The organism is Bradyrhizobium sp. CCGB20 (assembly GCF_024199855.1).
Classification (GTDB): domain Bacteria; phylum Pseudomonadota; class Alphaproteobacteria; order Rhizobiales; family Xanthobacteraceae; genus Bradyrhizobium.
The window spans coordinates 8,811,559-8,835,170 of record NZ_JANADN010000001.1 but is presented as its reverse complement, the minus strand read 5'-3'; the positions used below and the strand labels follow the sequence as shown (position 1 = coordinate 8,835,170).

The window sequence follows — 23,612 nt, the reverse complement described above, 5'->3', positions numbered from 1 at the left end:
GGGATACTCGGCCGCGTTCTATCCGATTGGCGGGAGCAGCGCAAAGTGTTGGTGTTACCTTCTCCCACAAGGGGAGAAGGAAGAGAGCACTATTTCCGCGCCACCACCGCCGCCAGCGTCACGGCCAGCCAGCTCGCAATCATCATCGTTCCGCCGGTCGGTGCCGCATACGGAAACAGCGAGTGCCCCGCAAATTGCCGCAAGGTCAGGTCGCCCGCGAACAGCGCGGCGCCGATGACGAAGCCGAACGCCGCGATGAGGCCAATTCCGCCGTGCAGAAGGCCGCGCGCGAGCAGGGCGACGGTCGCGAGTATGGCAGTTGCATGAAACAGCAGCATGGCGCTTGCGGAGGCAAGCCGGCTCGCGTCGGCGCCGTGGGCGGAGGCCGCGGCCAGCGCGACGCCGGCAGCGCCCATCAAACCGGCAAGCCCAAGCAACAGGCGAACCATCACGAGCTTCGCTCTTCCAGCAGCTTCGCCATCGCGGCGCGCAGCTCGGCCATGCCGGTCGAGCTCCGCGACGAGGTCGCGAGCACGTTCGGGAACGCCGCCGGATGTTTTGCCAAAGCGGCCTCGGTCTCGGCGATCCGGGACTGAAGCTCGGAGGCCTTCACCTGGTCGGCCTTGGTCAGCACGATCTGGTAGCTGACGGCGGAGCGGTCGAGCGTCCCGAGGATTTCGAGATCGACGTCCTTGAGCCCGTGCCGCGCGTCGATCAGCACGTAGACGCGCGCGAGCGAGGCACGCCCCAGCAGGAATTTGTGGATCAGCTCGGTCCAGGACGCGACCTGGCTCTTCGGCGCCTTGGCGTAGCCATAGCCGGGCATGTCGACGAGGCGCAGGTCTTTTTTCCCGGGGACCTCGAAGAAGATCAGCTCCTGGGTGCGTCCCGGCGTATGCGAGGTGCGCGCCAGCGCGTTGCGCCCCGTGAGCGCGTTGATCAGGCTGGACTTGCCGACATTCGAGCGGCCGGCAAAGGCGATCTCCAGCCCATCCATCGGCGGCAGCGTCGCAATCGAGGGCGAGGCCCAGATGAACTGCCAGTCGCGCGCGAACAGCTTTCGCCCGGTCTCGATCAGCTTCGCATCTTTGTCGTCGGTCATGCGAAGGCTCGCTGTTTCCTTACGTCATTGCGAGCGAAGCGAAGCAATCCAGACTTTCTCCGTGGAAATAGTCTGGATGGCTTCGTCGCTTTGCTCCTCGCGATGACGGGAGCTACGTCGCCTTCTTCGCGAACGTCGCCTTGAGATTGTCGAACAGCTCCACCTTCACGCCGTTGCGGCGCATGATGAAGCTCTGCTGGAGCACCGAGAGCGTGTTGTTCCAGGCCCAGTAGATCACGAGGCCCGCCGGGAAGCCCGCCAGCATGAAGGTGAAGATCAGCGGCATCCAGTTGAAGATCAGCTGCTGGGTCGGATCCGGCGGCGTCGGGTTCAGCTTCATCTGGAACCACATCGTGATGCCCATGATGATCGGCCAGATGCCGAGCGCGAGGTAGTGGCCGAACACGGGAATCGTCGTCGGATCGAACGGGATCAGCCCGAACAGCGTGAAGAGGTTGGTCGGATCCGGCGCGGAGAGGTCCTTGATCCAGCCGTAGAACGGCGCGTGCCGCATCTCGATGGTGACGAACAGCACCTTGTAGAGCGAGAAGAACACCGGGATTTGGATCACGACGGGAAGACAGCCGGCGACCGGATTGATCTTCTCCTTGCGGTAGATCTCCATCATCTCCTGCTGCTGCTTCACCTTGTCGTCGGGATAGCGCTCCTTCAGCGCCTGAAGCTGCGGCTGGATCGACTTCATCTTCGCCATCGAGGCGTAGGACTTGTTCGCCAGCGGGAAGAACAAGAGCTTCACGATCACGGTCACGAGCAGGATCGAGATGCCGAAATTGCCGAAGAAGCGGTAGAAGAAGTCGAGGCCGAGGAACATCGGCTTGGTGATGAAGTAGAACCAGCCCCAGTCGATCAACAGATCGAAATGGTTGAGGCCGAGCTCCTTGTTGTAGCCGCCGAGGCCGGCGAACGGGAACACGCCGACGACGCCGGCTTCCTTGGCACCGGCGAACAGTCGCGCATTCGCGGTCGCGCTGCCGCCGATCGCGACGGTGACGGGATCGAGCAGGTAGTCGGTCTGGTAGGTGTGGACGTTACCGACGGGATTCGACGAGAAGCGCGCCTGAAGCTGCGCACTGGTATCCGGCAGCAGCGCCGAGGCCCAGTACTTGTCGGTCATGCCGAGCCAGCCATTGGTGGCCTTGAAGTTCACCGACTTGGCTTCGTCGATCTTCTTGTAGGCGTATTCCTGCAGGCCATCGAGATAGCCGATCAGGCCCTCATGCAGGATGTAATAGCCTGAGACCTGCGGTGTGCCGTGGCGCGAGATCAGCGCGAACGGATAGAGCGTGACCGGCGCATTGCCGACATTGCTCACCTCGTCCTTGACGGTGAAGAGATAGTGGTCGTCGACCGAGATGGTGCGGCGGAAGCTGAGGCCTTCGCCATTGTCCCACTTCAGCACCACCGGCGTCGTCGGCGTCAGGCTGCCGCTGCCGTCCTGCTGCCAGACGGTCTGGGCGTCCGGCAGCTTGGCCGTCACGCCGGTCGCCGGCACCCAGCCGAACTCGGCGTAATAGGGTTCTGCGGTGCCCGAGGGGGAATAGAGCACGATCGGCGGCGATTTCGGGTCGACCGTTTCGCGGTATTGCACCAGCGCGAGGTCGTCGATGCGGCCGCCCTTCAGCGAGACGCTGCCGGCAAGTCGCGGCGTGTCGATCTTCACGCGCGGGCCGGCTGCAATCGCGGTGTCGCGGGCGACGACCGGCTGGGCCTGGTTCGCGGCCGGTGTCGACGGCTGGGCTGCGCCGCCGGGCTGCGGCGCGGCGCCCGGCGTCGCGGACGCCGTCGGCTGCGGCGTGCTCTTCTGGAGCTCGGCCTGCGCCTGTTGCTGGGCGCGCTGCTTCTCCATCTGCGGCACGTTGTAGAAATACTGCCAGGCGATCAGCACCAGGCCGGAGAGAATGACGGCGAGGATGGTATTGCGATTGTCGGTCATCACTATGGTCTCGTCATCAATCCGGTTTGCGGCTGGTCGCAGGAACAGGGCCGGGCCTTGAGCCGTCGGTTCTTGAGCCGTCGATTTTTGGACCGCGTCTCTTGTGCGTATGCCGCGCGGGCTTCGTGAACGCTATGCGCAGATCGTCGAGCATGGTCGTGAAGTCGCGCGAGAGCGCGTCCCTTCGGCCAACCAGCACATAATCATGATGGGGTTGCATCGACACCGGATCGAGCCGCTTCACCAATTCGCGAAGCCGGCGCCGGATGCGATTGCGCTCGGGGGCGTTGCCGTTCTTTTTGGTGACGGTGAAGCCGATCCGGATCGGGCCGTTGTCGTCGCGGCCACGGCTTTGCAGGACGAACGCGGGACTATTCGCCCGCGCGCCATTGGCAACGGCGAGGAAATCCGCCCGCTGCCTCAGCCGATCCATGATGAAATCCCAAAAATGGGGGTCCGGCTCAGGCGCTCAGACGCTTGCGGCCGCGGGCGCGGCGGGCGGCGAGAACCTTGCGGCCGCCGGCAGTGGCGAGACGAGCACGGAAGCCGTGACGGCGCTTGCGCACCAGTTTGCTGGGTTGATAAGTCCGCTTCACGGGTTTTTCTCCGCTGACCGGGCAATTTGCCTGTAGAATTGATGGTAAAGTCCGGAAGATGCGGCCCAAAACGGACCGTTTTCGGCCCCAAGAGAGCCGCTCCCGGCGTCACACCGGGTCATCGCGGACAATTTGCGCGGCTTATAAGGGAGCGTCTTGTTTTCGTCAACGTCGCAAGAGCGCACGATTCCGGTGAATATCGCTGTTTGTGCGGGGTTTTTAACCCTTGAGGTAGCGACTCGCGATATCCGCGCTTACATCCCACCTCGGGAGATTAGCGATCCGTAATTTGACCCGGCCCCCGGGCGGGTCGCATCCTCCATCAGCCAGGCTCTATTACAAGGCCAACAGGGGCAGATTTCGTGGCAGCGACAGACCTCCAGCCGGTCCAGGATACGGATCAGCCGGGCCAACCGGCGATGCGGCCCCGTGGGGCGCGCGGGCTCGGTCTGTCCGGCAAGCTGCTGCTGCTCACCGTCCCCCTGGTGATGATCGCCGCCGTCCTGCTCTACGTGCCCGCGATCGCCAACTTCTGGGTCAACCGGCTCAATGACCGCGTGGCGGCGGCCAACACGGCGGCACTGGTGCTCGACGCCGCGCCGCTCGGCATGGTCCCCGATTCGCTGTCGCGCCAGATCCTGAAAAGCATCAATGCCCGCGCCGTCGCCATCAAGATGGGACAGCAGCGCCGGCTGCTCGCCAGCGACAACCTGCCCACGGCCATCGAGCACGACATCGACCTGCGCGACATGACGGTGTGGGAGGCGATCACCGGCTCGTTCCGGATGATGCTGGAGACCGGCAACCAGGCCATCCGCATCGTCGGGCCCGGCGTCGGCAATGCCCAGTTCATCGAGATCGTGACCGACGAATTGCCGCTGCGGCAGTCGATGTACCGCTTCTCCCGCAACGTCGTGGTGGTCGCGCTGATCATCGCGGTGCTGACCGCGGGCCTCGTCTATCTCGCGCTCCATTATCTCTTCGTGCGCCCGATGCGGCGGCTCACGGCGAGCCTGGTCGGCTTCCACGAAAACCCAGAAAGCTCGGCGCGCATCATCGTCCCGAGCCAGCGCAGCGACGAAATAGGCGTCGCCGAGCGCGAATTGTCGGACATGCAGCGCGATCTGATGTCGATGCTGCATCAGAAGAGCCGGCTCGCCGCCCTCGGCCTCGCCGTGTCCAAGATCAACCACGATCTGCGCAATCTGCTGGCTTCGGCCCAGCTTTTGTCCGACCAGCTCGCCAGCGTGCCGGATCCGCGGGTGCAGCGTTTTGCGCCGAAGCTGGTGCGCTCGCTCGAGCGCGCGATCGCCTTCTGCCAGTCGACGCTGTCCTATGGCCGCGCCCAGGAAGCGGCGCCCGACCGCCGCATGATCCTGATCGAGCCCGTGGTGCTGGAGGTGCGCGAGACCGCGGGCCTCGCCAGCGATGCCTCGATCGCCTGGGTCGCCGCCATCGAGCGCGGGCTCGCGATCGATGCCGATCCCGACCAGCTCTTCCGCGTGCTGCTCAACCTCGTCCGCAACGCCGCCCAGGCGCTGGAAAGCCATGCATCGGGCGAGGGCGGCGGGGCGCAGCAGATCCGGATCACCGGCAAACGCGAGGGCGCCGTCGCCATCCTGGAGGTTTCCGACACCGGCCCCGGCGTCCCCCAGAAGACCCGGGACCATCTGTTCGAGGCCTTCCAGACCTCTGGCCGCCCCGGCGGCAGCGGTCTCGGCCTTGCCATCGCCGCCGAGCTGGTCCGCGCCCATGGCGGCCAGATCCACCTGGTCGAGGGCACCATCGGCGCCACCTTCCGGATCGTGATCCCCGACCGCCCCGTGGAACTCCTCTCCATCCGCAACGAGCGGCAGAGGGCGTAGTCGGCCAGAGGCCGAGTACGTTGTCATTCCGGAGCGTCGCAACGCGACGACCCCGGAATCCCGAGGTTTTGGGCACGAGATTCCGGGTTCTCGCTTCGCGAGCCCCGGAATGACGGGGTAGAAACCGTCATCTCCCTGCAAAATCTCCCCAACCCGGACCTTGCCAATCGGGACAAGAGCGGTTAGTCAAAGCGCTCTTTCGCACCCCTCCCGGCCTCCGGGAGATGCGTCGCGGGCCACCCCCGCGCTGTTTGCGAAACACGCGCCCGTAGCTCAGCTGGATAGAGCATCAGACTACGAATCTGAGGGTCGGACGTTCGAATCGTTCCGGGCGCGCCATTTCGGTACAAAACCAGGCACTCCAAAACCTGCCGATTTTCCGTTGAACGCAGCGATCCGTGTGCGTGGCCGCCCGGCTCGCGCCGCGGCGAAGCAGTCGTGCCCATCTTCATCGGCCGTGGTGCGCCAGCTAGACTGAGGGCTCGCCAGAGACGCCTTGGACATGTCGGTGAATACGGAGATGGCCCATGAAGCTCGCGCATGACGGAATCCAGCTGTCCTTCGACATCGCCGGGGAGGGACCGCTTCAATTCCTGTTCGTCCATGGCCTGGGCGGGGATCGCACGCATTTCGCGCCGCAGATGGCGTATTTCGCCCGTCAAGGTCGGGCGTTGAATGCCGAGCTGCGGGGGCATGGCGAGAGCGACAAGCCGCAACAGGCGTATTCGATCGAAGGCTTCGCCGATGATCTCGTCTGGCTGTGCAACCAACAGCAGATCACACGGCCGGTCATCGTGGGTCAAAGCATGGGTGGCAACATGGCGCTCGAAATCGCCGCCCGCTATCCGGACTTTCCTGCAGGCCTGGTGCTGCTCGATTCAGGGGTGCTCTTTCCCGCCTCGGCAGGGACGGTGTTCGCCGGGTATCTGGAGGGCTTGAAGGGCGCGGATTTTGCGAACGAGGCACGGAAAATCGTGGCGGACTCCTGTCTGCCGACCGACAGATGCCGCGCCCATGTTGAACAGACCTTTCTGGCGACGCCACAACACGTGCTGGTGTCTACGTTTACGAGTCTGTTCCCCTGGGATGTGCATCGCGCGCGTGAGTGCGCCCAGGCGTGCCGGGTCCCGGTGCTCTACATCGAAGCGGCCCACCGGCTCGCGGATCTGGATCGTTTTGCGGCACTGTGCCCGCAACTGGTCACGGCCAAGGCCGTTGGCTCCGGGCATTTCCTGTCGCTGGAAGTGCCGGAGCAGATCAACCCGATGATCGACCGGTTCATCTCGCTCTACGTGCGAAGACCCGGGTAGGCTTCGTCATGGGCCGTTGCGGGCAAGGACGAAACCGTTTGCCGGCCGGAGGAACCAAGCCTAGCCTCATCCAAATTGGCCCGTCCAACCCCATTTGAGGGAGGATCTCATGAAAGCAGCGCTTTTGGCACTGTCGCTTCTTGGCCAGCCCGCGATGCCGGTTTCAGATCGCGTACCCGTCTTCAACGTGGAAGCCATGTGCAGGGACGTTTCCGCTGACGACAAGGCGTCGGGGCTCGCCCTGGCGCAGGACGCCGGCGAGTGCACGCGCGATGAGACGCTTGCGCGGCAGCAGCTGAGCTCGACCTGGCTGACTGTTCCCGGTCCCATGCGCGAAAGTTGCGAAGGCGAGGCTGCGGCCGCGGGAATACAAAGCTACGTCGATCTGCTCACCTGTCTGCAGATGGCAGGCTGGGCCAATCCGGCTCCTCAACCGGCGGCCCCGCTCAGGGGCGCGAGCAAGATGCGGAACGCCAAGAACTAGTACAAGGATTAGGACAAGAACTAGTTCGGGAATGAGTTGCGCAACTGCGCGCTCTTACGCGGTCGTACCGCCGATCGAGCGGCGGATCTCCCGCTGCACTTCCGCGCTCGATAGAAACAGATCGTGATTGATGATGCTCCAGCCTTCCTGGGATGCATCGACCACGCGCACGCCGAGTTGCTGGATGACAGCCTTCTCGGCGGCGCCGACCCTGGTCATTCCACCTGCGAGCTGTCCCGATAGCGCCAGCGCGCGATCGTTCGTCGCGGCGATCACGGTGATCTTGCCGGCAAGCGGACCGATGCGGTGGATCGTCGACGTGAACACGTCCATGTCGATATCGGGCGCGGCAAACACGACCGCGCCGATCTTGCTCGTGACGGTGTCGCCGTATCGCGCATAGAGCTGACGCAGGCTCTCGAGCGTCAGCATGGTTCCCATGCTGTGCGCAACGATGTGCACGCGGCCGCCGCCTGACGCCGACACGAGGGAGGAGAGCACGCGTTCGAAATCGTCGCGAGAATACATCGCGCTGTCGCGGTCGTAGGCATAGTCGAACAGTCCTGCCTTGGAGGGCCAGGAGAACACCATGGTCCGGCCGCGGAACTTGATCCCGTCGGAGAGATGGGCGGCATCGAGCGCGGCCGTTTCGAATGTCTGCTTGAAGCCGTGCACATAGATCAGCACGTCTCCTCCCCCGCCGCCCTGCGCAAGGAGATCGCCGATGTCAGCCTGCACCGGTTCCACCTGATCGAGGCGCCAATCGGCCAGTCCGACCGAGGCGAGGGAAAGTCGGCTCTCATCCGGCGCCACCAGCTTCGCCCGCGCGACCGTCATTGTCGTCGCGCGCTCCGGCCCGAACCAGGGTTTGGTGCGACCACCCTTCACGGGCTTGCGCGTGGTGGTGATGAGCAATGTGGGGTCAACGGAGAGCGACGAGGCGTCGTAGCGCGCGCCGGTCGCGCCCAGGCCTGCGCATCCGCCGAGCGCGAGTGCGCTGCCTGCCGACGCAAGCCCGCGCAGGAGCGCGCGGCGCGAAAGAGAATGATGAGTGCAGCGTTGCAGAGGATGTCGGACGATCACACGGAACCTTTGGGAACTTTGCCCACCATACCGCCGCCCCGCCTAGCTCCCTGAATGACAATGGGGGCGAGAAGACGGCGGAGCAGCTTCGTGGCAGGTCGCAGTCATGACGTCCGCGCTCGCCGGCAGCGGGGGCCTGCGAGCGATGCGACGAAGTTCCGGCGCCGGGGTGGCGGTTGCCATCAATGATGGGCCGACACGCCCTTGACGCACTGGGTCAACAGATCAACGGTGGCGAATTGGCCGACATCACCCAGGCTGATCATGCCGACCATCCGCTTGCTCTTGTTGATCACGGGCAGCCTGCGGATTTTCAGTGTCTCCATGTGATGCACGGCTTTCGCCAGATCGTCGTCTTCCCGGCAGCAATGGATGCCTTCGGTCATCACGTCCCGCGCCGTCATGCGCGCGGCGTTGAAGCTCTTGCTCGCGAGGCCTTTGCAGACGATGTCGCGATCGGTCACCATCCCGATCAGATGGTCGTCATCGCCGATCGGAATGCAGCCGATGTCGTGCCCTTGCATCAGCTTCGCGATCTCGGTGATCGGGGTGTCGGGGCTGACCCAGTCGACGCCCTTGTGCATCACGTCCTTGACCTTCATGGAGGACCTCCGTTGCGAACGCAGCCCCCGTGACGCGATTATACTACGAACCGGACGCGACCGCACGCGCGCCGCGACAAGGCGTACGGAATTCATCCCGCCGCCATGCTGCGTCAATCGTGCCTGCTGAAGCGTCCATGCGGCGCATTGGCCGTCAGCCGCTCGAACTGCGCATGCGTCAACTGGAGCAGCGTCTCGTGGTCGCCGGCTTCGATATAGATCTCGGGCTGCGCCCGGATGCTGTCATCGACGATGAGATCGAGCCCGTAGCACCGGCCTACCGCCGGAACAGCTCCATGCGCGCAGTCCGCGAACAGCCGGTTGATCTCGGTTTCGTTCGCCATCACGAGATCCGAGCCAAGCCTCTCCTTCAGGTCCGGCAGGTTGAGATGGTGCGAGGCCGGAAGGATCGCGAGCATATAGCCGCCGTCATGCCGCAGCACGACGGCCTTGGCGAAACGATCGCCCGAGACGTGGCAGGCCTCCGCCGTGTGCGCGGATGACATGGTGAAAACGTGCGGGATCTCGGCATACTGGATCTTCTCAGCAGCCAGGTATCGGTGGAGCGTGGGGGCAATGGTCATGGCGTGGCCTTTCGGATGGCTATGCGAACCATCCATCGTGAGGCTGCCTCCGCCGCACGATGGGCGGCCGCGTGATTGCCGGACGGCAGCATAGGCCTCACCCTCGAATGCCGCAATCGGGTCGGGGGGCGAATCCGTCCGGGCGCGCCATTCCGGCTTCGTTTGCGATGCCGCCGATGTCCCGTGGCTTACGAAATCCTTGCCACAACGCCCGGCCGGTTCTTCTTGAGCCAGGCAACGGCCTCGGGGCCATCGACGACACACGCGAAGGTTTCCCAGGTTGGGTCCTCCAGGGATTCCGATTGCAGTCGCTTCGCCGCATACTCAACGAGGTCGTGCAGGCCTTCGTATCCTCGTCGGTGCTCGAGGGACTCCGCAATCGCGGTGCTGGTCCAGTCTCGTCGGGCCAGATCGATGATGCTCGGAGCGTCGGCCTCGCTGAACCACGGTGTGGCATCGAACTCGATGCAGCGGACATTATCGGCGGTATGGCAAGTGGCGTGGATCATGGGGTTCCTCCGTTCGCCGGCTAGGTTTCACATCGCTGCCTCGCACGCTCTCAGACTTTGACCAGATCCCCCAGCAGGTTCGCCGCCACTGTCAGCTTGGCGAGCGTCAGGCCGCTGGCAGCAATCTCCTCGACCGAGCGACGGATGCGCGCCGCTTCGGGGTGAGCCGCAAGCCAGGTCTCGACGGCCTGCTGGCCGGACTGGCCGGTTGCCAGCATATCTGCGGCCAGTCTTCTTTCGGCGCTGGCGATCTGCTCAACGGCGCGATCGATCGCCATGCGGTCGAAATAATCGTTTGCCGGCACGCTACGCGCGGCCGCGATGATGCGGTCGAGACGGAAATTCGCCTCGGCGGCGAAGAAGGTTGCGGCGGCATCGCCGATGGCGCGGGAGGTGCGCTCGGCAATCGTCACGATATCGGGTGCCGCGATCAGCGCGTCGAGATCGGCGAGCTCGCCGGCGAGGCCGACCGGGACGCCGGCATCGGTGAGTTCCTGGCGCCGCTTGCCGCGCGCGGCCTGCAGGTCCGGCGGCAGGGTGGTGTCGAGGGAGGCCGCGATCTCGCGGATACCCGGGCCAAAACGTCCGATCACCGCCTCGAGGCCGTCCTTGAAATCGACATTGCGCACGTACCAGACCATGCGGGAAATCAAAAGATCCTGGACCGTCGCGTAGAGGCCGAGCTGCAACTGCCCGTCGATGCGGGTGTCGAGCGCGTCGATCGCGTCATTGAGCCGCCTGAGCTCGTAGATCGCGTCGACCGCCACCTGCGCCATGACGATGGTGGAGATATCGGCGTCGGTCTCGTCGGTCAGGCGCACGACACACGCCGGGCCGCCGCGGTTGATCACGGCATTGACGAGACTGGTCGCGATGATCTCGCGTCGCAGGCGATGGAGCTCGACCGCGGTCCGGAATTTATCGGGAACTTCGCGCGGAAAATACAGGGACAGTCTGCGGGCGAGATAAGGATCGTCCGGCACGCTGGTGACGAGCAGGTCCTCGTAGAGCGTCAGCTTGGCGTAGGCGAGCAGCACGGCAAGCTCGGGCCGCGTCAGGGCCTGGCCGCGCCGTGTACGCTCGGCGAGCGCTGCGTCGTCGGGCAAGAACTCCACCGCGCGGCTGAGCAGGCCGCGCCGCTCGAGCGACTGCATCAGGCGGGTGAGGAAGCCGGTCTCGGCCACGCCCTTGCGTTCGGCGAGCGAGAGCGCCAGCGTCTGCAGATAGTTGTTGCGCAGCACCAGCGTGCCGACCTCGTCGGTCATCGCGGCAAGCAGGCTGTTGCGGTCCGCGAAGCTGAGGCGTCCCTCGCGTTCGGGGCGCGCCAGCGCGACCTTGATATTGACCTCGACGTCGGAGGTGTTGACGCCGGCCGAATTGTCGATGGCGTCGGTGTTGAGCTTGACACCCTTCTGCGCCGCTTCGATGCGGCCGCGCTGGGTGACGCCGAGATTGGCGCCTTCGCCGATCACCCGGGCGCGAACATCGGCGCCTGCGATGCGGATCGGATCGTTGGCGCGGTCGCCGGCCTGATCGTCGCTCTCCGCCGATGCGCGGATATAGGTGCCGATGCCGCCAAACCACAACAGGTCCGTGCGCGCTTTCAGGATCGCCGTCATCACCTCGAACGGCGTGGCCTGCTCCTTGTCGAGATCGAGCAGGCTGCGTACTTCCGGTGCGAGCGGGATCGCCTTGAGCGTGCGCGGGAACACGCCGCCGCCCTGCGAGATCAGCGACTTGTCGTAGTCCTGCCAGCTCGATCGCGGCAGGTCGAACAGACGCTTGCGCTCGGCGAAGCTGGTCGAAAGGTCGGGCGAAGGATCGATGAAGATGTCGCGGTGATCGAAGGCGGCCACGAGCCTTGTCGCCGGCGAGAGCAGCATGCCGTTGCCGAAGACGTCGCCGGACATGTCGCCGACGCCGGCAACGGTGAACGGCATGGTCTGAATGTCGGTGCCGAGCTCGCGGAAGTGGCGCTTGACCGCCTCCCAGGCGCCGCGCGCCGTGATCCCCATCTTCTTGTGGTCGTAGCCCTGGCTGCCGCCGGATGCGAAGGCATCGCCGAGCCAATGGTTCTTCTCGGCCGAGATCGCGTTGGCGACATCGGAGAAGGTGGCGGTGCCCTTGTCGGCGGCGACCACGAGGTAGGGGTCGTCGCCGTCGTGGCGCATGGTTGAGTCGGGCGGCACGACGACGTCGCCGTCGAGATTGTCGGTGAGTTCGAGCAGCGAGCGCACGAAGATGCGATAGGCCTCCGTGCCTTCCGCGAGCCAGGCGTCGCGATTGGACGGCGGCGGCAGGCGCTTGGGCACGAAACCGCCCTTGGCGCCGACCGGCACGATCACGGCGTTCTTGACCTGCTGCGCCTTCACGAGGCCCAGGATCTCGGTGCGGAAATCCTGCGGCCGGTCGGACCAGCGCAAGCCGCCGCGCGCGACCTTGCCGAAGCGCAGGTGAATGCCTTCGACCCGCGGCGAATAGACGAAGATCTCGTAGAGAGGTCGCGGCGCCGGCAAATCGTCGATCCGCCGCGCGTCGAACTTGAAGGAGATGACCGGACGCGGATGTCCGTCTTCGCCGATCTGCCACAGATTGGTGCGGATGGTCGACTGCACCAGATTGGTGAAGCGGCGCAGGATGCGGTCTTCATCGAGCGAGGCGACGGATTTGAGCTGCTCCTCGATCTCGGCAAGCAGCGTCGTCTCGCGCGCCAAACGCTCGCGATCCGTCAGGACGAGGCGTGGATCGAGGCGGGTCTGGAACAGTGCAACAAGGTTGGCCGTGATCGCGGCGTTCTTGCGCAAGGTCTCCCACATGTAATCCTGGGTGAACGGAGCGCGGATCTGGTGCAGATAGCGCGACAGGGCACGGATGGTCGAGACCTCGCGCCAGCCCAGGGCGGTGCGCAGGATCAGGGCGTTATATCCATCGGATTCGGCGCGATCTGTGACCACCGCCATGATCGAGGCTTCCAGGCGACGGCTGAATTCCGGGTCGGTCTCGATCGGCCGGCCGTCACTGGTCTCGATCGTCATGTCGTGCAGCCAGACCGGCTCCGGCCTGTTGCCGGGCACGATCTGATAGGTGCGTTCGTTGACCACGCGCAGGCCGTGATTTTCGATCACCGGGACGCGATAGGACAGCGATAGCGGTGCGGCGTCGGAGAACACCTTCAGGCCGAAGCGCCGGAGATCGTCCTCGTCCTTGTCGCGGTGCACCGAAATCGTCACTGGGCGGGCTGGCGTCAGCCTTTCGATGGTGGCGATATCGGCGATGGCCTGCTCCGCCGTGAAAACCTCGGTATAGCCGCCGCTAAAGGCTTGGGCATAACGATTGGCGATCATGCGCGCCCGCATGCCGTCGGTCGTCGCGGTGAGCGCGGCCTTCAGCTTGTCGATCCAGGTCGCGGCAATGGCGCTGATGCCGGCTTCGAGCGTGGCGCGCTCGACGACGGGCGTCTTGCCTTCATAGCGCCCGACGATGAAATGGACGCGCGCAAGCGCGCCTTCGGGGAATGATACGTAGGAAGCCGACAGGGTTCCCTTGTAGACCTGCGACAGGAAGGCTCCGACGCGCGTGCGGACGTCGGTGTCGTATTTGTCGCGCGGAATGAAGGTGAGGATGGAGACGAAGCGATCGAACTTGTCGACCCGCGCCAGCGCCCGGACGCGCGGGCGTTCATAGAGGATGAGGACTTCGATGACGAAGTTGTAGAGCGTATCGACGTCGATCTGGAACAGCTCGTCACGCGGATAATCTTCGAGGATATGCATGAGCGCCTTGCCCGAATGGCCGTTCGGGTCGAAGCCGGCGCGCTGCAGGACCCGCGAAACCTTGTGGCGCACATAAGGGATCTGCCGCACCGAGCGGGTATAGGCGCCGGAGGTAAACAGGCCGACGACGCGCAATTCGCCTTCGAGCCGGCCGTCGGGTGCGTAGAGCTTGATGCCCACATAATCCATCCGGATGCGCCGATGGACGAGGCTCGAGACATTGGCCTTGATGACGATCAGCAGGGTCGGCTCGTGCATGAACTCGCGAATTTCCGACGTCATCACCACCATTTCATTGCCGCGGCGCAGGACCTTCACATCCGGATCGCGCAGGATGCCGAGGCCTTCGCCGGTTGTAATATCGTCCGACGCATCGCCGTCGGGTGAGAAGCGATATTCGCGCACGCCGAGGAAAGTGAAATTGTCCGTGCAGAGCCATTGCAGGAACTGATTGGCTTCGGCGACCTCGTCGATCGGCAGCGGCGGCGGATTGGAAGAGAACGTCTTGATTGCTTCCTCGACGCGATCACGCATGGCGCGCCAGTCGGTGACGCAGGCGCGGACGTTGTTCAATGCCCTGGTCAGTCCATCGACCAGCTTCTGGCGATCGGCGTCGGCGTCCAGGCGGGTGATGTGGAGGTGAATCAGGCTTTCGCGGGCGCCTCTCGCTCCCTCCGGCAGTGTCTCGCCGTAGAACCGCAGCAGCTTGCCCTCGGCATCGCGCTCCACGGCGATGATCGGGTGGGCGACGAGGGTGACTTCGATGCCCTGCTCGGCGAGTTCCGCCATCGTGGAGTCGTACAGGAAAGGCATGTTGTCGTTGAGAATCTCGAGCACGGAAATCTCGCGCCCGTTCGGCAACGTCGGATTGACCACGCGGATATCGGCGCTGCCCGACGTACGCCGCTGCACATGCTCCCAGGCGTGCTCCGCCAGGAGGGCGAGCGAGGCGGCGTCGTAATTGTCGAGATCCTCGATGTTGCTGTAGCCGAACAGGGGCTCGGCAAAGGCCTGGGGGCTCTTGCCCGGCGCCACGCTGCCGGCTGCATCGCGGATCAGGGTTGCCCGGGCCTTGTCGTCACGCCACGCCATCATGTCCTCCATTTGCTGCGCCGTCCGACCGCAGTCGCGATCATCAGCCTGATTCTGGAGTGCATCTCGTCGAGCGCCGCGATCGAGTGGATACGCAAGATCCTCGGTCTCGTGCGTCGGCGGCTTCCAACGACAATACTACGATCCCGGAGCGAAAGGCGCACGCTGTCGTGAGGCGTGCCGAAATTCCCTACGGCAGCGGGCGGGCCGAGGTCGGCGCCGACGGCTGGATCATTGCGGTGAAAAAATCACGAGCAATTTCAGATATGTATGAGTTCGTTGTTTTATCTGAATGGCGCGCCGGAACTCCATTCCGATTGCGCTGGAGCCGGCGCGGGGGTGACGCCAGTCAGGACTCCGATTGAAGTCCCGGCGCGGCTTCCGGCAAGCCACTTGCTGTGCCCGCAGGTCCCGGCGCTGGAGGCGCCTGCTTCATCTGTCCGGCCGCGCGTTCGGTGAGGACCAGTCCGACCAGCGACGACACGATGACGAGGACCACGGTCGCGTTCAGCATCGGTTGGTCGATCAGCCGTTCACCGGCCGCATTTTTTGTCCCATAAGCAACGAGCGCCACAGCCAGCGTTGCCGCGACCTGCGGCACTGTCAGCGCAAACATCAGATCGCGCTCAGGCTTGCCGTAGCCGAAAAGCCGCGCAGTACAGGCTGCGGCCAGCCATTTGCCGCCGAACAGGGCTGCGAGCACGCCCAGCACCAGCCACGGCTGGTCGCGCAACGTCGCAAGGAAGATCTTGAAGTCGACCAGAAAGCCGGCGGCGATGAAAAAGACGGGAATGAACAGGGCCTGGCTCATGATCTCGAGCGAGTCATCACCTTTGATCTCGCCGAAAGCGCGCTTCAGGCTCACGCCCGCCAGAAAGGCCCCGATGATGCCTTCCATGCCGATCCATTCCGCGACCTGTGCGGCAATGGCCATCACCAGCAACATGATCAGCGCGCTCGAGACCCGGCTTGTCCCGAACACGGCCAGGAGGCGCTTGACGAGCCAGCTCAATCCGATCAGCACGCCCGGCACGTAGATCGCCAGCCAGAGCAGCGTGACCAGAACCCCGGCCGGGTCGAACCCGCGAACGTGGATTGGCACGCAGAGCGCCAGCACGAGAATCGAGAGCATGTCGGTAAACAGTGTCGCTCCGACCGTGACGACGGCGACTTCGTGATCGATGAGACCTTTCTCCTTGACGATGGGCAGCCCGAGCAAGGTGTGGGACGCGAGAATTGCGCCAATCACTGCACACGAATTCGCGGAGTAACCGATGGAGGCCGCAATCGCGATCGCAAGCGCAAAGGGCCATGAGAAGGTGAGCAGGCCGAACGTCGCCGCCCTGTGTCTGGCTTCGTTGAACTTCGCGATGTTGACCTCGAAGCCGGCGAAGAACATCAGCAGCAGCTTGCCGAGTTCCGCGAAGAAAGTGACGACCTTGCCCTCGGGATTGAGGACGGAAAGGACGCTCGGACCAAGGATGATGCCCGCCAGGATGTATCCGACCGGACGGGGAAGATGCAGGCGTTCCATCAGGCTCGGAAACACCAGCGTCAGCATCAAGGTCAGAGCGAACGATGTGAGAATTGGAAGGTGCGAAAAGAACTCCAAGCGGCTCCCCCTTCGACCGCGCTAGGCGCATGACGACGATAGTACAATTTATCCGCAGGTGGAACCGGATCGGGCGGGGTGCCGGATGGGCAGGGTAAAGTCGAGCTGAAGCGCCTCGTGACGATCGAGCGCTCTGCGCCCCAGGGCCGGGACTACATTGTCAGAACTGCTGTCCCTTTTGTTGCCGGTCGGCGACATGTCGAGACCAATTATGCCTGCACCTGGTCGTCGCCACAATCACGCCGAGCTCAAGCGGGATTGATGAGACCATGATTTTCGATCTCAGATAGAATCGATTTTACGCATCTTCGCGCCAGAACGGCGTCTCTGCCCTTCGTTTTGTCAGAATTGACGGCAGGCACGTTCAGGGAGTGGCGCGATGATTTCAATCAATCAAAGGCGAGTCTGCCTTGCCGTTTGCGTCGGGCTCCTGGCCGGTTCCTTCGTTGATGAGGCCGCAGCCCAAACCTGCACGGTGGCGCCCGACTCGACGGTTACATTCTCCACCAGCAGCACGAGTTGCTCGATCGCCCCGAACACCACGCTGACCGGCACGCCCGCCGTTCACGCCAGCTCGAACGCGGAGATCGTCACCAACAACGTCACCATCAATCCCTTCAACGGCGGCAGCGTCGGCGGTCTCGCGGACACCTTCGGCGTCATCATCTTCAGCGCCGGATCGAGCATCAACGGCAACTGGAGCATCGCCGCGTCGGCGCAAAGCGGTGGCCAGATCGTCTTTCAGCCGGGCTCGGCTATCAATCCGGCTTTCGGGGGCGGCGGAATCGCGCTCCAGTCCGATGGATCGAGCAGCCTGATCAACGCCACAGGCCTTGCGATCAACCTCAACAGCGCCGGCAACAACGTCGCGGCGAAGGCGACAAACGGCGCCTCGATCGATCTGCTCAACAGCTCGGTCGCTTACGCCGCAGGCGGCGGTGGCAATACGGGCCTTTGGGCCAATGGTGCCGGCAGCCGGATCACGTCGACGGGCACAACGCTCTCGATGCCCGGCGGTGGCGGCGGTGACGTCGGCGTTCGCGCGGACGCCACCGGAACCGTCACGCTCATCGACAATACGATCACCGTTCAGGGCAATGGTGGCGGCGAGACCGGCCTGCTGGCGCAATCGACCGGAAGCTCGATCAAGGCGACGAACACGGCGGTCACTCTGTCCGGCAGCGGTGGAGACGTCGGGGCGAAGGCCTTGGACGGCGCGACGATCACGCTGAGCGGAGGCAGCGTCTCGGCTCCCGGCGGCAGCGGCGGCGAAATCGGCCTGCAGTCGAGCGGTTCCGGCAGTACGATCACTGCGACGAGCCTGTCGGTCACCGTTCCGAACAGCAGCAGCGGCACAGGCGCGCAGGCAATTTCTTCGGGCGCCATCGTGCTGAATCAAAGCAGCGTCACCACCGGCGGCAACTCCGCCATCGCGGTTCAGGCAACGGGAGCCGGCAGCTCCGTGACCGGCATCGGGACCGCCGCCAGCACCAGCGGTGACAATGCAGTGGGTGTCCAGGCAGATAACGCGGGTAACGTTGCGCTTCAGAACGCCACCGTCACGACATCAGGCGCGGCGGCGAGCGGCTTGCTGGCAACCGGAGCCAACTCGTCCGTTAGTGTGATTGGGGGCATAGTCACGACAACGGGGGCGAACGCGGCTGCGGCTGCGGTGACCGGTGGCGGCTCGCTCACCAGCACCGCGGATCTGACCGCCAATGGCGCCGGCTCGAACGCCCTCAACGTCAGCGGCGGCGATGCCTCGCTGACGGTATCCATCCTGACAAGTCCGAACGGAGCGTCGATTGCCGCGACCGGCGGCACGAGCAATGTGAACCTGTCCGGCATCGAGGCGGTGGTGAACAATGGCCAATGGCTGACCGTCGGCGGCGGCTCCACGCTCAATCTCGTCTCGGACGGATCGACCCTGCAGGGCGCGGCACTCACCGACGCGGGCAGCACGTCGAATGTCACGCTGAGGGGCGGCACGCAATGGACCATGACCGGCAGCTCCAACGTCACCAACCTCACCAACACCTCGAGCTTCATCCAGTTCACACCGCCTGCCGGCGATCCGACTCAGTTGTCGAGCTACAAGACCTTGACGGTGGTGAACTATGTGGGCGGAAGCGGCACCATCGGGCTCAACACGTTTCTAGGAACCGATGGCTCGCCATCGGACAGGCTCGTTGTCAATGGCGGCACAGCAACCGGCAACTCGTTCTTGAGGATCACCAATACCGTTGGCGCCGGTGCGCTCACGACCGGCAATGGAATCCTCGTAGTTGATGCGGTCAACGGCGCGACGACGGCGCCCGATGCTTTCAGTCTGTCCCGGTCGGTCCTCGCCGGCCCTTACCGATATTCGTTGTTCCGCGCGAGCGTTGATGCCAGCAACCCTGAAGCCTGGTACCTGCGCTCAAACCTCGACTGCTTGCGCCACCCGGAGTTGCCCGGTTGTCGCGGCGGCGGAGGTGGCGGCTTCTGTGCCAATCATCCCGACCTGTCCATCTGTGGCGGAGGAGGTGGTGGTGGAGGCGGCGGTGGTGGTGGCGGCGACGATACGCCCGACTTCAGGCCGGAGACCTCACTCTATGCGGCCATCCCGGCGATGGCGCTTTTGTACGGTCGCAATCTGCTCGACTCCCTGCATGAGCGGATGGGCGAGCAGGAAGATCAGCGTTTTCGCGCCAGTCCCGAGAACGCCAGGGTCGGCTGGGCCCGTGTGATTGGCGTCAATGGAACGCAACAGGGCGACAGCCTCGGTGTTCTTGGCGGCTCGGCCGGCCCTCATTTCTCCTACAATTTCCAGGCGCTCCAGGGCGGCATGGATGTCTATCGGCACGACAATCCCGACGGCTCGCGCGATCAGGCCGGTGCCTACTTCGCGATCGGCGGTGCACAGGGACGAGTTGCTCACTACGACGGCCAGATCGGTGACAGCACTTTCGCCGCCTACACGCTCGGGGGCTACTGGACCCATTTTGGTCCGGCCGGCTGGTACATCGATGCGATCACCCAGGGCACGTTCTATGACATTCGCAGCACGGCCAACCAGGACCTTCCGGCGCTGAAGACCGGCGCCCAGGGCGGCGCCGCGTCGATCGAGGGTGGCTATCCCTTCACGCTCGGCGGCGGCTATTTCATCGAACCCCAGGCGCAACTCGTCTATCAAAACATCCACATCAACGGTGCCAGCGATACGGCTGCGCAAATCCGTTTCACTGACGTGGACTCGCTGGCGGCCCGGATCGGTGCGAGGTTCGGCAGAACCTGGTCGATCGACAACGGCCCGCAGACGATCACAGCATGGGTTCGTCCCAATCTGTGGAACGAATTTCTGGGCAACCCGACGACGTTGTTTTCGTCGGAAGCCGGACCCGTTCCGTTTTACGCCAGCCTGGGTGGCCTGTGGGGCGAGATCAACACTGGCGTGAGCGGTCAGGTGAATGCGGCCACGACGCTCTACGCGAATGCGTCCTACCAGAGCCGGTTCGACGGCGGCGGCTTTGCCTATGCCGGCAAGGTCGGTGTCCGCATCAATTGGTGAGCCGCCGCCATAGCCACGAGAGCCATCTCATTCACCAATTGGTAACCAGCCGTCGCGGGGCAGCCGTAACCGCCGGTTAACCATGGATATTTACGGTGTAGCAAGCCTCCAGGCTGTGCCTGTCAGTTGATTTCGAGTCCAATCCCATGGCGTTCGGTCGAAGCGCATCTCCGCGAAGCATCGCCCCGACGGAGCCTGCGGCTTCGTGGGAAGCGCCGCGGGCTGCTGCGGCGAAGCCTGACAGCGCCTCGCCCGCGCTGATCAAGGGATCGCTGACCGTCACCGGCGCGCTCGCTTTCCTGCGCGAGAATGGCCGGCGCATCCTGACGCTGGCATTGGCGCTGTTCGCCCTCGGCGTCGTTGTCCTGATGGTCCTGCCGGTCCGGTATGCCGCGACGGCCCTGGTCGTCCTCGATCCTCGCGAGCTACGCGTGACCTCGGATCAGGACGTGCTGCCGGGCATCGGCCAGGACGCCGCCGCGCTTCAGAGCCAGATCGAGATCGCCAAATCGGACGGTTTTCTCCGGCCCCTGATCGAGAAGCTCAAGATCGCCGACGACGCGGATATCGCGGGCGGTCATACCGACATGACGCGCCTGCTCGAGAAATTCCGCGCCCGCCTCGATATCTCCCGCCGCGGGCTCACCTACGTCATTGCGATCTCGTTCACCTCGAACAGCGCGGAACGGGCGGCGCAATACGCCAACGCCATCGCCGAGGCGTTCGTCGCCAGCCAGGGCCGTGTTCGCACCGAGGCTACGGACGAGGCGGCCGACTGGCTCAAGGACCGGCTGAAGGCATTGAACGAGCGCCTGCGCGCATCGGAGGATGCCGTCGCGGCCTTCAGGTTCGAGCACAAGATCCTCAATGCCGGCAAGGATTCCACCACCCAGCAATTGCGGGTAACCGACATCAATCAGCAGGTCTCGGCCGCGCGTCTTCGCACCGAGGAAGCCAAGGCGCGCTACGAGCAGGTGCAGCGCGACCTCAAGGCCAATGTCGAAGGCCCGGTGAAGCAGGACCTCCTGAGCATGCTGCGCGCGCAGCGTTCGACCCTGAACGACCAGATTGCGCAGAAGAAGGCGGTCTACGGCGACCGTCATCCCGATCTTGCGATCTCCTACAGCCAGCTCGCCGATCTCAACCGGCAGATCGAGGTCGAGCGGAAGAAGAACATCGACACCGCGAAGTCCGAATATGAGGCGCAGCTGGAGCAGCAGAATGCGCTGGAAAAGCAGCTGAAGGCGGTCGAGACGCAGATGCTGGTCGACGGTCAGGCGCTCGTGAAGCTGCAGGAGCTGCAGCGCGACGCCGATGCCAACAAGAACATCTACGAGCAGTTTTTGTCGCGGTTCAAGACGACCAACGAGCAGCGTCAGCTGCAGAGCTCGCAGACCAAGATCGCTTCGCCCGCAATTCCGCCGCTGCGCTCGACGCGTCCGCCGCTGGCCTTGCTGCTCGCCGCGCTCACGATCGGCTCGCTGCTGGCGTCGACCGCCGCCGTTGCGGCGATGGAAAGCGTGTCCGACCGGCCCGATCCCGTAGAGGCTCCGGCGCGAACGCCCGCGCGGGCGAAGGCGGAAGTCACGCAAAGCCGGCAAGTCCAGCCTCCAGCGCCTGTTGCGCCTCCACCCGAGGCGATGCCGAACCTCCCGGTCTGGGCCCGCATTCCCGAACTGGCGTCGGGAGCCGCGACGAACACCGTCTGGCAACGGCCGATTGCGCCGACGGCCGAGATTGATCTCGGCGCCTATCTGCGTCCGCTGCTCGAGCGGATCGACCGCACGCCGGTGCGTGGCTGCAAGGTCGCCCTCGTGCTGTCGGTCGGCAAGAGCGCCGGCGGCAACACCGTTGCGCGCTCCCTCAATCGCGCGGCCGTCAATCGCGGCATGATGAGCGTGCTGATCCGGCTCCAGCCGGAATTCGCGGGCGCCCAGCCACCGGTGACCGAATGGCAGGACGGCTCGACCACGGCGGGCCTTCAGTCGATCATCGAGTTGCTGAGTGCCGGCAGGAAGGCCGATGCGCGGCTGGAAGACGATATTCGTTCGGAGTTCGACCTGATCGTCATCCATGCGAGCAATCTCGCATTGCAGCCCGACGCGCTCGCACTGGCCGCGCACGCGGATCTGATCATCCCGGTGGTGCGCGCCGGCGAGCTCGGTTCGGCGGCGATGCGGCGGGTGACCGCGGCACTGTCGCGATACAACACCGTGCCGACCGGTCTCGTCGTCAATCATGCGCCCGCGGGCTCCGCGGCACCCCATCCTGACGGCGGCGCGTTAAGCCGGGCGGTTTGACGATGACGTCGCGCGGTCGTCTGCTCGTTGCCGCGATCTTGCTGTCGATCCCATTCGGCGCGCCGGCATCTGCGGACACTTGCGTGCCCGTGCCGCAAACGGTCGCGCCGGAGAGGCTTGCCGCGCTGTCGCGCGGCTTCAACGCCGACGGCTGGATCAACGGCGAGAAATCCGCAGCCCCAGGCCGCGAGCTGCTCCAGCAGTTGCGCAAGGCGGGCATGAGCCATGTGCGGCTGCCGGTGCCCGCCGAGCGCGTGATGCTCCGTTTCACCGCGAAGGCGGAGCGCGACGAGACGTTGCGCGCGCTCGACAGGGCGCTGAAGCAACTCACCTCGCTCGGCTATTCCGTCTCCGTCGATCTCCATCCCGGCGAGCGTTTCAATCGCCTGCACAAGGATGATCCCGACGCGGCGTCGCGCGAGATGCAGGATGCCTGGAGCGCGCTCGCGCAGGTCATTCGGTCTTTTCCGGCCGACCGCGTCTTCGCCGAACTGCTCAACGAGCCCGATATCGACGCCGACAGGTGGCAAACGGAGGTCGAAGCGCTCGCCGCCTCCGTTCGCCAATTGCTTCCCGCCACGACCCTGATCGTCGGTCCGGTCAACTGGCAGCGCGCGGACTCACTGCCACGCTTTCGTCCGCTGTCGGATCCCAACGTCGTCTACGCCATCCATTTCTATGATCCCATGGTGTTCACACATCAGGGCCATTGGGATGCGCAGGATCCGCTGCACGACATCATCGATCTGCCTTACCCGATCAATGCCGGCGATCCCAAGGTTCAGGCGCTCCGCCAGGATTTGCAGATGAGAGGCGCGACGAGGGCGCTTGCCATGCTCGTCACGGCGATTGCTGTCGCCAGGGACAAGCCTGATGTCGATCAATGGCTCGCGCCCGCCGTCGCATGGCAGCAGCAGTTTTCACGGCCGATCATCGTCAACGAGTTCGGCGTGCTGAAAGCCAGCGCGCCCCGCGACAGCCGCCTGCGCTGGCTCGCGGCCGTGACCGATTATGCGCGGGCGCATTGCTGGGGCTGGGCGCATTGGGAGCTGGCGCAGGGGTTCGGCCTTGTCGACAGCAGCACGGGCAAGCCCGATCCCGACGTGATGCGTGCGCTATTGGGCGCGGCGAAGCCGGGCCGGCGCTGATCCCGGTTCGCCATCGTTAACGAAACCTTACATATCCCGCCGCTATCG

General features: G+C 64.5%; 17 protein-coding genes and 1 tRNA gene. 7 read left to right on the top strand and 11 right to left on the bottom strand.

Features of this window, described 5'->3' with window-relative positions; all coding sequences use genetic code 11:
• Window positions 1-89: 89 nt before the first annotated feature.
• From NLM15_RS41655 to rpmH, 5 genes are all read right to left on the bottom strand, one after another.
• Entirely contained in the window at window positions 90-449 is a 360-nt protein-coding gene (locus NLM15_RS41655) for a DUF423 domain-containing protein (protein ID WP_254124710.1), read from the bottom strand.
• A complete protein-coding gene (gene yihA, locus NLM15_RS41650) occupies window positions 449-1,102 on the bottom strand; it encodes a ribosome biogenesis GTP-binding protein YihA/YsxC (RefSeq protein ID WP_254123792.1) in 654 nt (217 codons plus the stop codon). The genes NLM15_RS41655 and yihA overlap by 1 nt, the downstream gene beginning before the upstream one ends.
• A gap of 112 nt (window positions 1,103-1,214) precedes the next feature.
• Window positions 1,215-3,056 (bottom strand): membrane protein insertase YidC, encoded by a 1,842-nt coding sequence (gene yidC / locus NLM15_RS41645; RefSeq protein WP_254123791.1) that lies wholly within the window; start codon window positions 3,054-3,056, stop codon window positions 1,215-1,217.
• A gap of 16 nt (window positions 3,057-3,072) precedes the next feature.
• Window positions 3,073-3,489: a ribonuclease P protein component gene (rnpA, locus tag NLM15_RS41640; RefSeq protein ID WP_254123790.1), complete on the bottom strand. Its 417-nt coding sequence runs from the start codon at window positions 3,487-3,489 to the stop codon at window positions 3,073-3,075.
• A 28-nt stretch (window positions 3,490-3,517) separates the two neighbouring features.
• On the bottom strand, window positions 3,518-3,652 hold the full coding sequence (gene rpmH / locus NLM15_RS41635) for a 50S ribosomal protein L34 (RefSeq protein ID WP_008542748.1): 135 nt from the start codon (window positions 3,650-3,652) through the stop codon (window positions 3,518-3,520).
• Window positions 3,653-4,014: 362 nt separating this feature from the next.
• Here rpmH and NLM15_RS41630 point away from each other — a divergent pair, with 362 nt between their 5' ends.
• From NLM15_RS41630 to NLM15_RS41615, 4 genes are all read left to right on the top strand, one after another.
• Window positions 4,015-5,517: an ATP-binding protein gene (locus NLM15_RS41630; RefSeq protein WP_375166919.1), complete on the top strand. Its 1,503-nt coding sequence runs from the start codon at window positions 4,015-4,017 to the stop codon at window positions 5,515-5,517.
• Window positions 5,518-5,779: 262 nt separating this feature from the next.
• Window positions 5,780-5,856 (top strand) — tRNA-Arg (locus tag NLM15_RS41625).
• Window positions 5,857-6,044: 188 nt separating this feature from the next.
• Window positions 6,045-6,827, top strand: coding sequence for an alpha/beta fold hydrolase (locus NLM15_RS41620; protein WP_254123789.1), 783 nt, complete (start codon window positions 6,045-6,047; stop codon window positions 6,825-6,827).
• Between the two features lie 109 nt (window positions 6,828-6,936).
• Window positions 6,937-7,311, top strand: coding sequence for a hypothetical protein (locus NLM15_RS41615; RefSeq protein WP_254123788.1), 375 nt, complete (start codon window positions 6,937-6,939; stop codon window positions 7,309-7,311).
• Between the two features lie 54 nt (window positions 7,312-7,365).
• Here NLM15_RS41615 and NLM15_RS41610 read toward each other — a convergent pair whose 3' ends face one another.
• From NLM15_RS41610 to NLM15_RS41585, 6 genes are all read right to left on the bottom strand, one after another.
• Window positions 7,366-8,394 carry an alpha/beta fold hydrolase gene (locus NLM15_RS41610; protein ID WP_254123787.1) on the bottom strand — a complete coding sequence of 343 codons (1,029 nt, stop codon included), beginning with the start codon at window positions 8,392-8,394 and terminating at the stop codon, window positions 7,366-7,368.
• 182 nt (window positions 8,395-8,576) lie between these two features.
• Window positions 8,577-8,996 carry a CBS domain-containing protein gene (locus NLM15_RS41605; protein WP_254123786.1) on the bottom strand — a complete coding sequence of 140 codons (420 nt, stop codon included), beginning with the start codon at window positions 8,994-8,996 and terminating at the stop codon, window positions 8,577-8,579.
• A 113-nt stretch (window positions 8,997-9,109) separates the two neighbouring features.
• Window positions 9,110-9,580: an aminoacyl-tRNA deacylase gene (locus NLM15_RS41600; RefSeq protein ID WP_254123785.1), complete on the bottom strand. Its 471-nt coding sequence runs from the start codon at window positions 9,578-9,580 to the stop codon at window positions 9,110-9,112.
• Between the two features lie 188 nt (window positions 9,581-9,768).
• Entirely contained in the window at window positions 9,769-10,089 is a 321-nt protein-coding gene (locus tag NLM15_RS41595; protein ID WP_254123784.1) for a hypothetical protein, read from the bottom strand.
• A 50-nt stretch (window positions 10,090-10,139) separates the two neighbouring features.
• Window positions 10,140-14,966: an NAD-glutamate dehydrogenase gene (locus tag NLM15_RS41590; protein WP_254123783.1), complete on the bottom strand. Its 4,827-nt coding sequence runs from the start codon at window positions 14,964-14,966 to the stop codon at window positions 10,140-10,142.
• A gap of 337 nt (window positions 14,967-15,303) precedes the next feature.
• Window positions 15,304-16,566 (bottom strand): cation:proton antiporter, encoded by a 1,263-nt coding sequence (locus NLM15_RS41585; protein WP_254123782.1) that lies wholly within the window; start codon window positions 16,564-16,566, stop codon window positions 15,304-15,306.
• A 379-nt stretch (window positions 16,567-16,945) separates the two neighbouring features.
• On the opposite strand from NLM15_RS41585, the gene NLM15_RS41580 reads away from it, so the two are divergent.
• From NLM15_RS41580 to NLM15_RS41570, 3 genes are all read left to right on the top strand, one after another.
• Window positions 16,946-20,116, top strand: a complete 3,171-nt coding sequence (locus NLM15_RS41580) for an autotransporter outer membrane beta-barrel domain-containing protein (protein WP_254123781.1) — start codon at window positions 16,946-16,948, stop codon at window positions 20,114-20,116.
• A 146-nt stretch (window positions 20,117-20,262) separates the two neighbouring features.
• Window positions 20,263-22,416 (top strand): GumC family protein, encoded by a 2,154-nt coding sequence (locus NLM15_RS41575; protein WP_254123780.1) that lies wholly within the window; start codon window positions 20,263-20,265, stop codon window positions 22,414-22,416.
• Between the two features lie 2 nt (window positions 22,417-22,418).
• The gene (locus NLM15_RS41570; RefSeq protein WP_254123779.1) at window positions 22,419-23,564 is read left to right on the top strand and encodes a glycoside hydrolase family 5 protein; all 1,146 of its coding nucleotides are present in this window, start codon (window positions 22,419-22,421) and stop codon (window positions 23,562-23,564) included.
• Window positions 23,565-23,612: the final 48 nt, after the last annotated feature.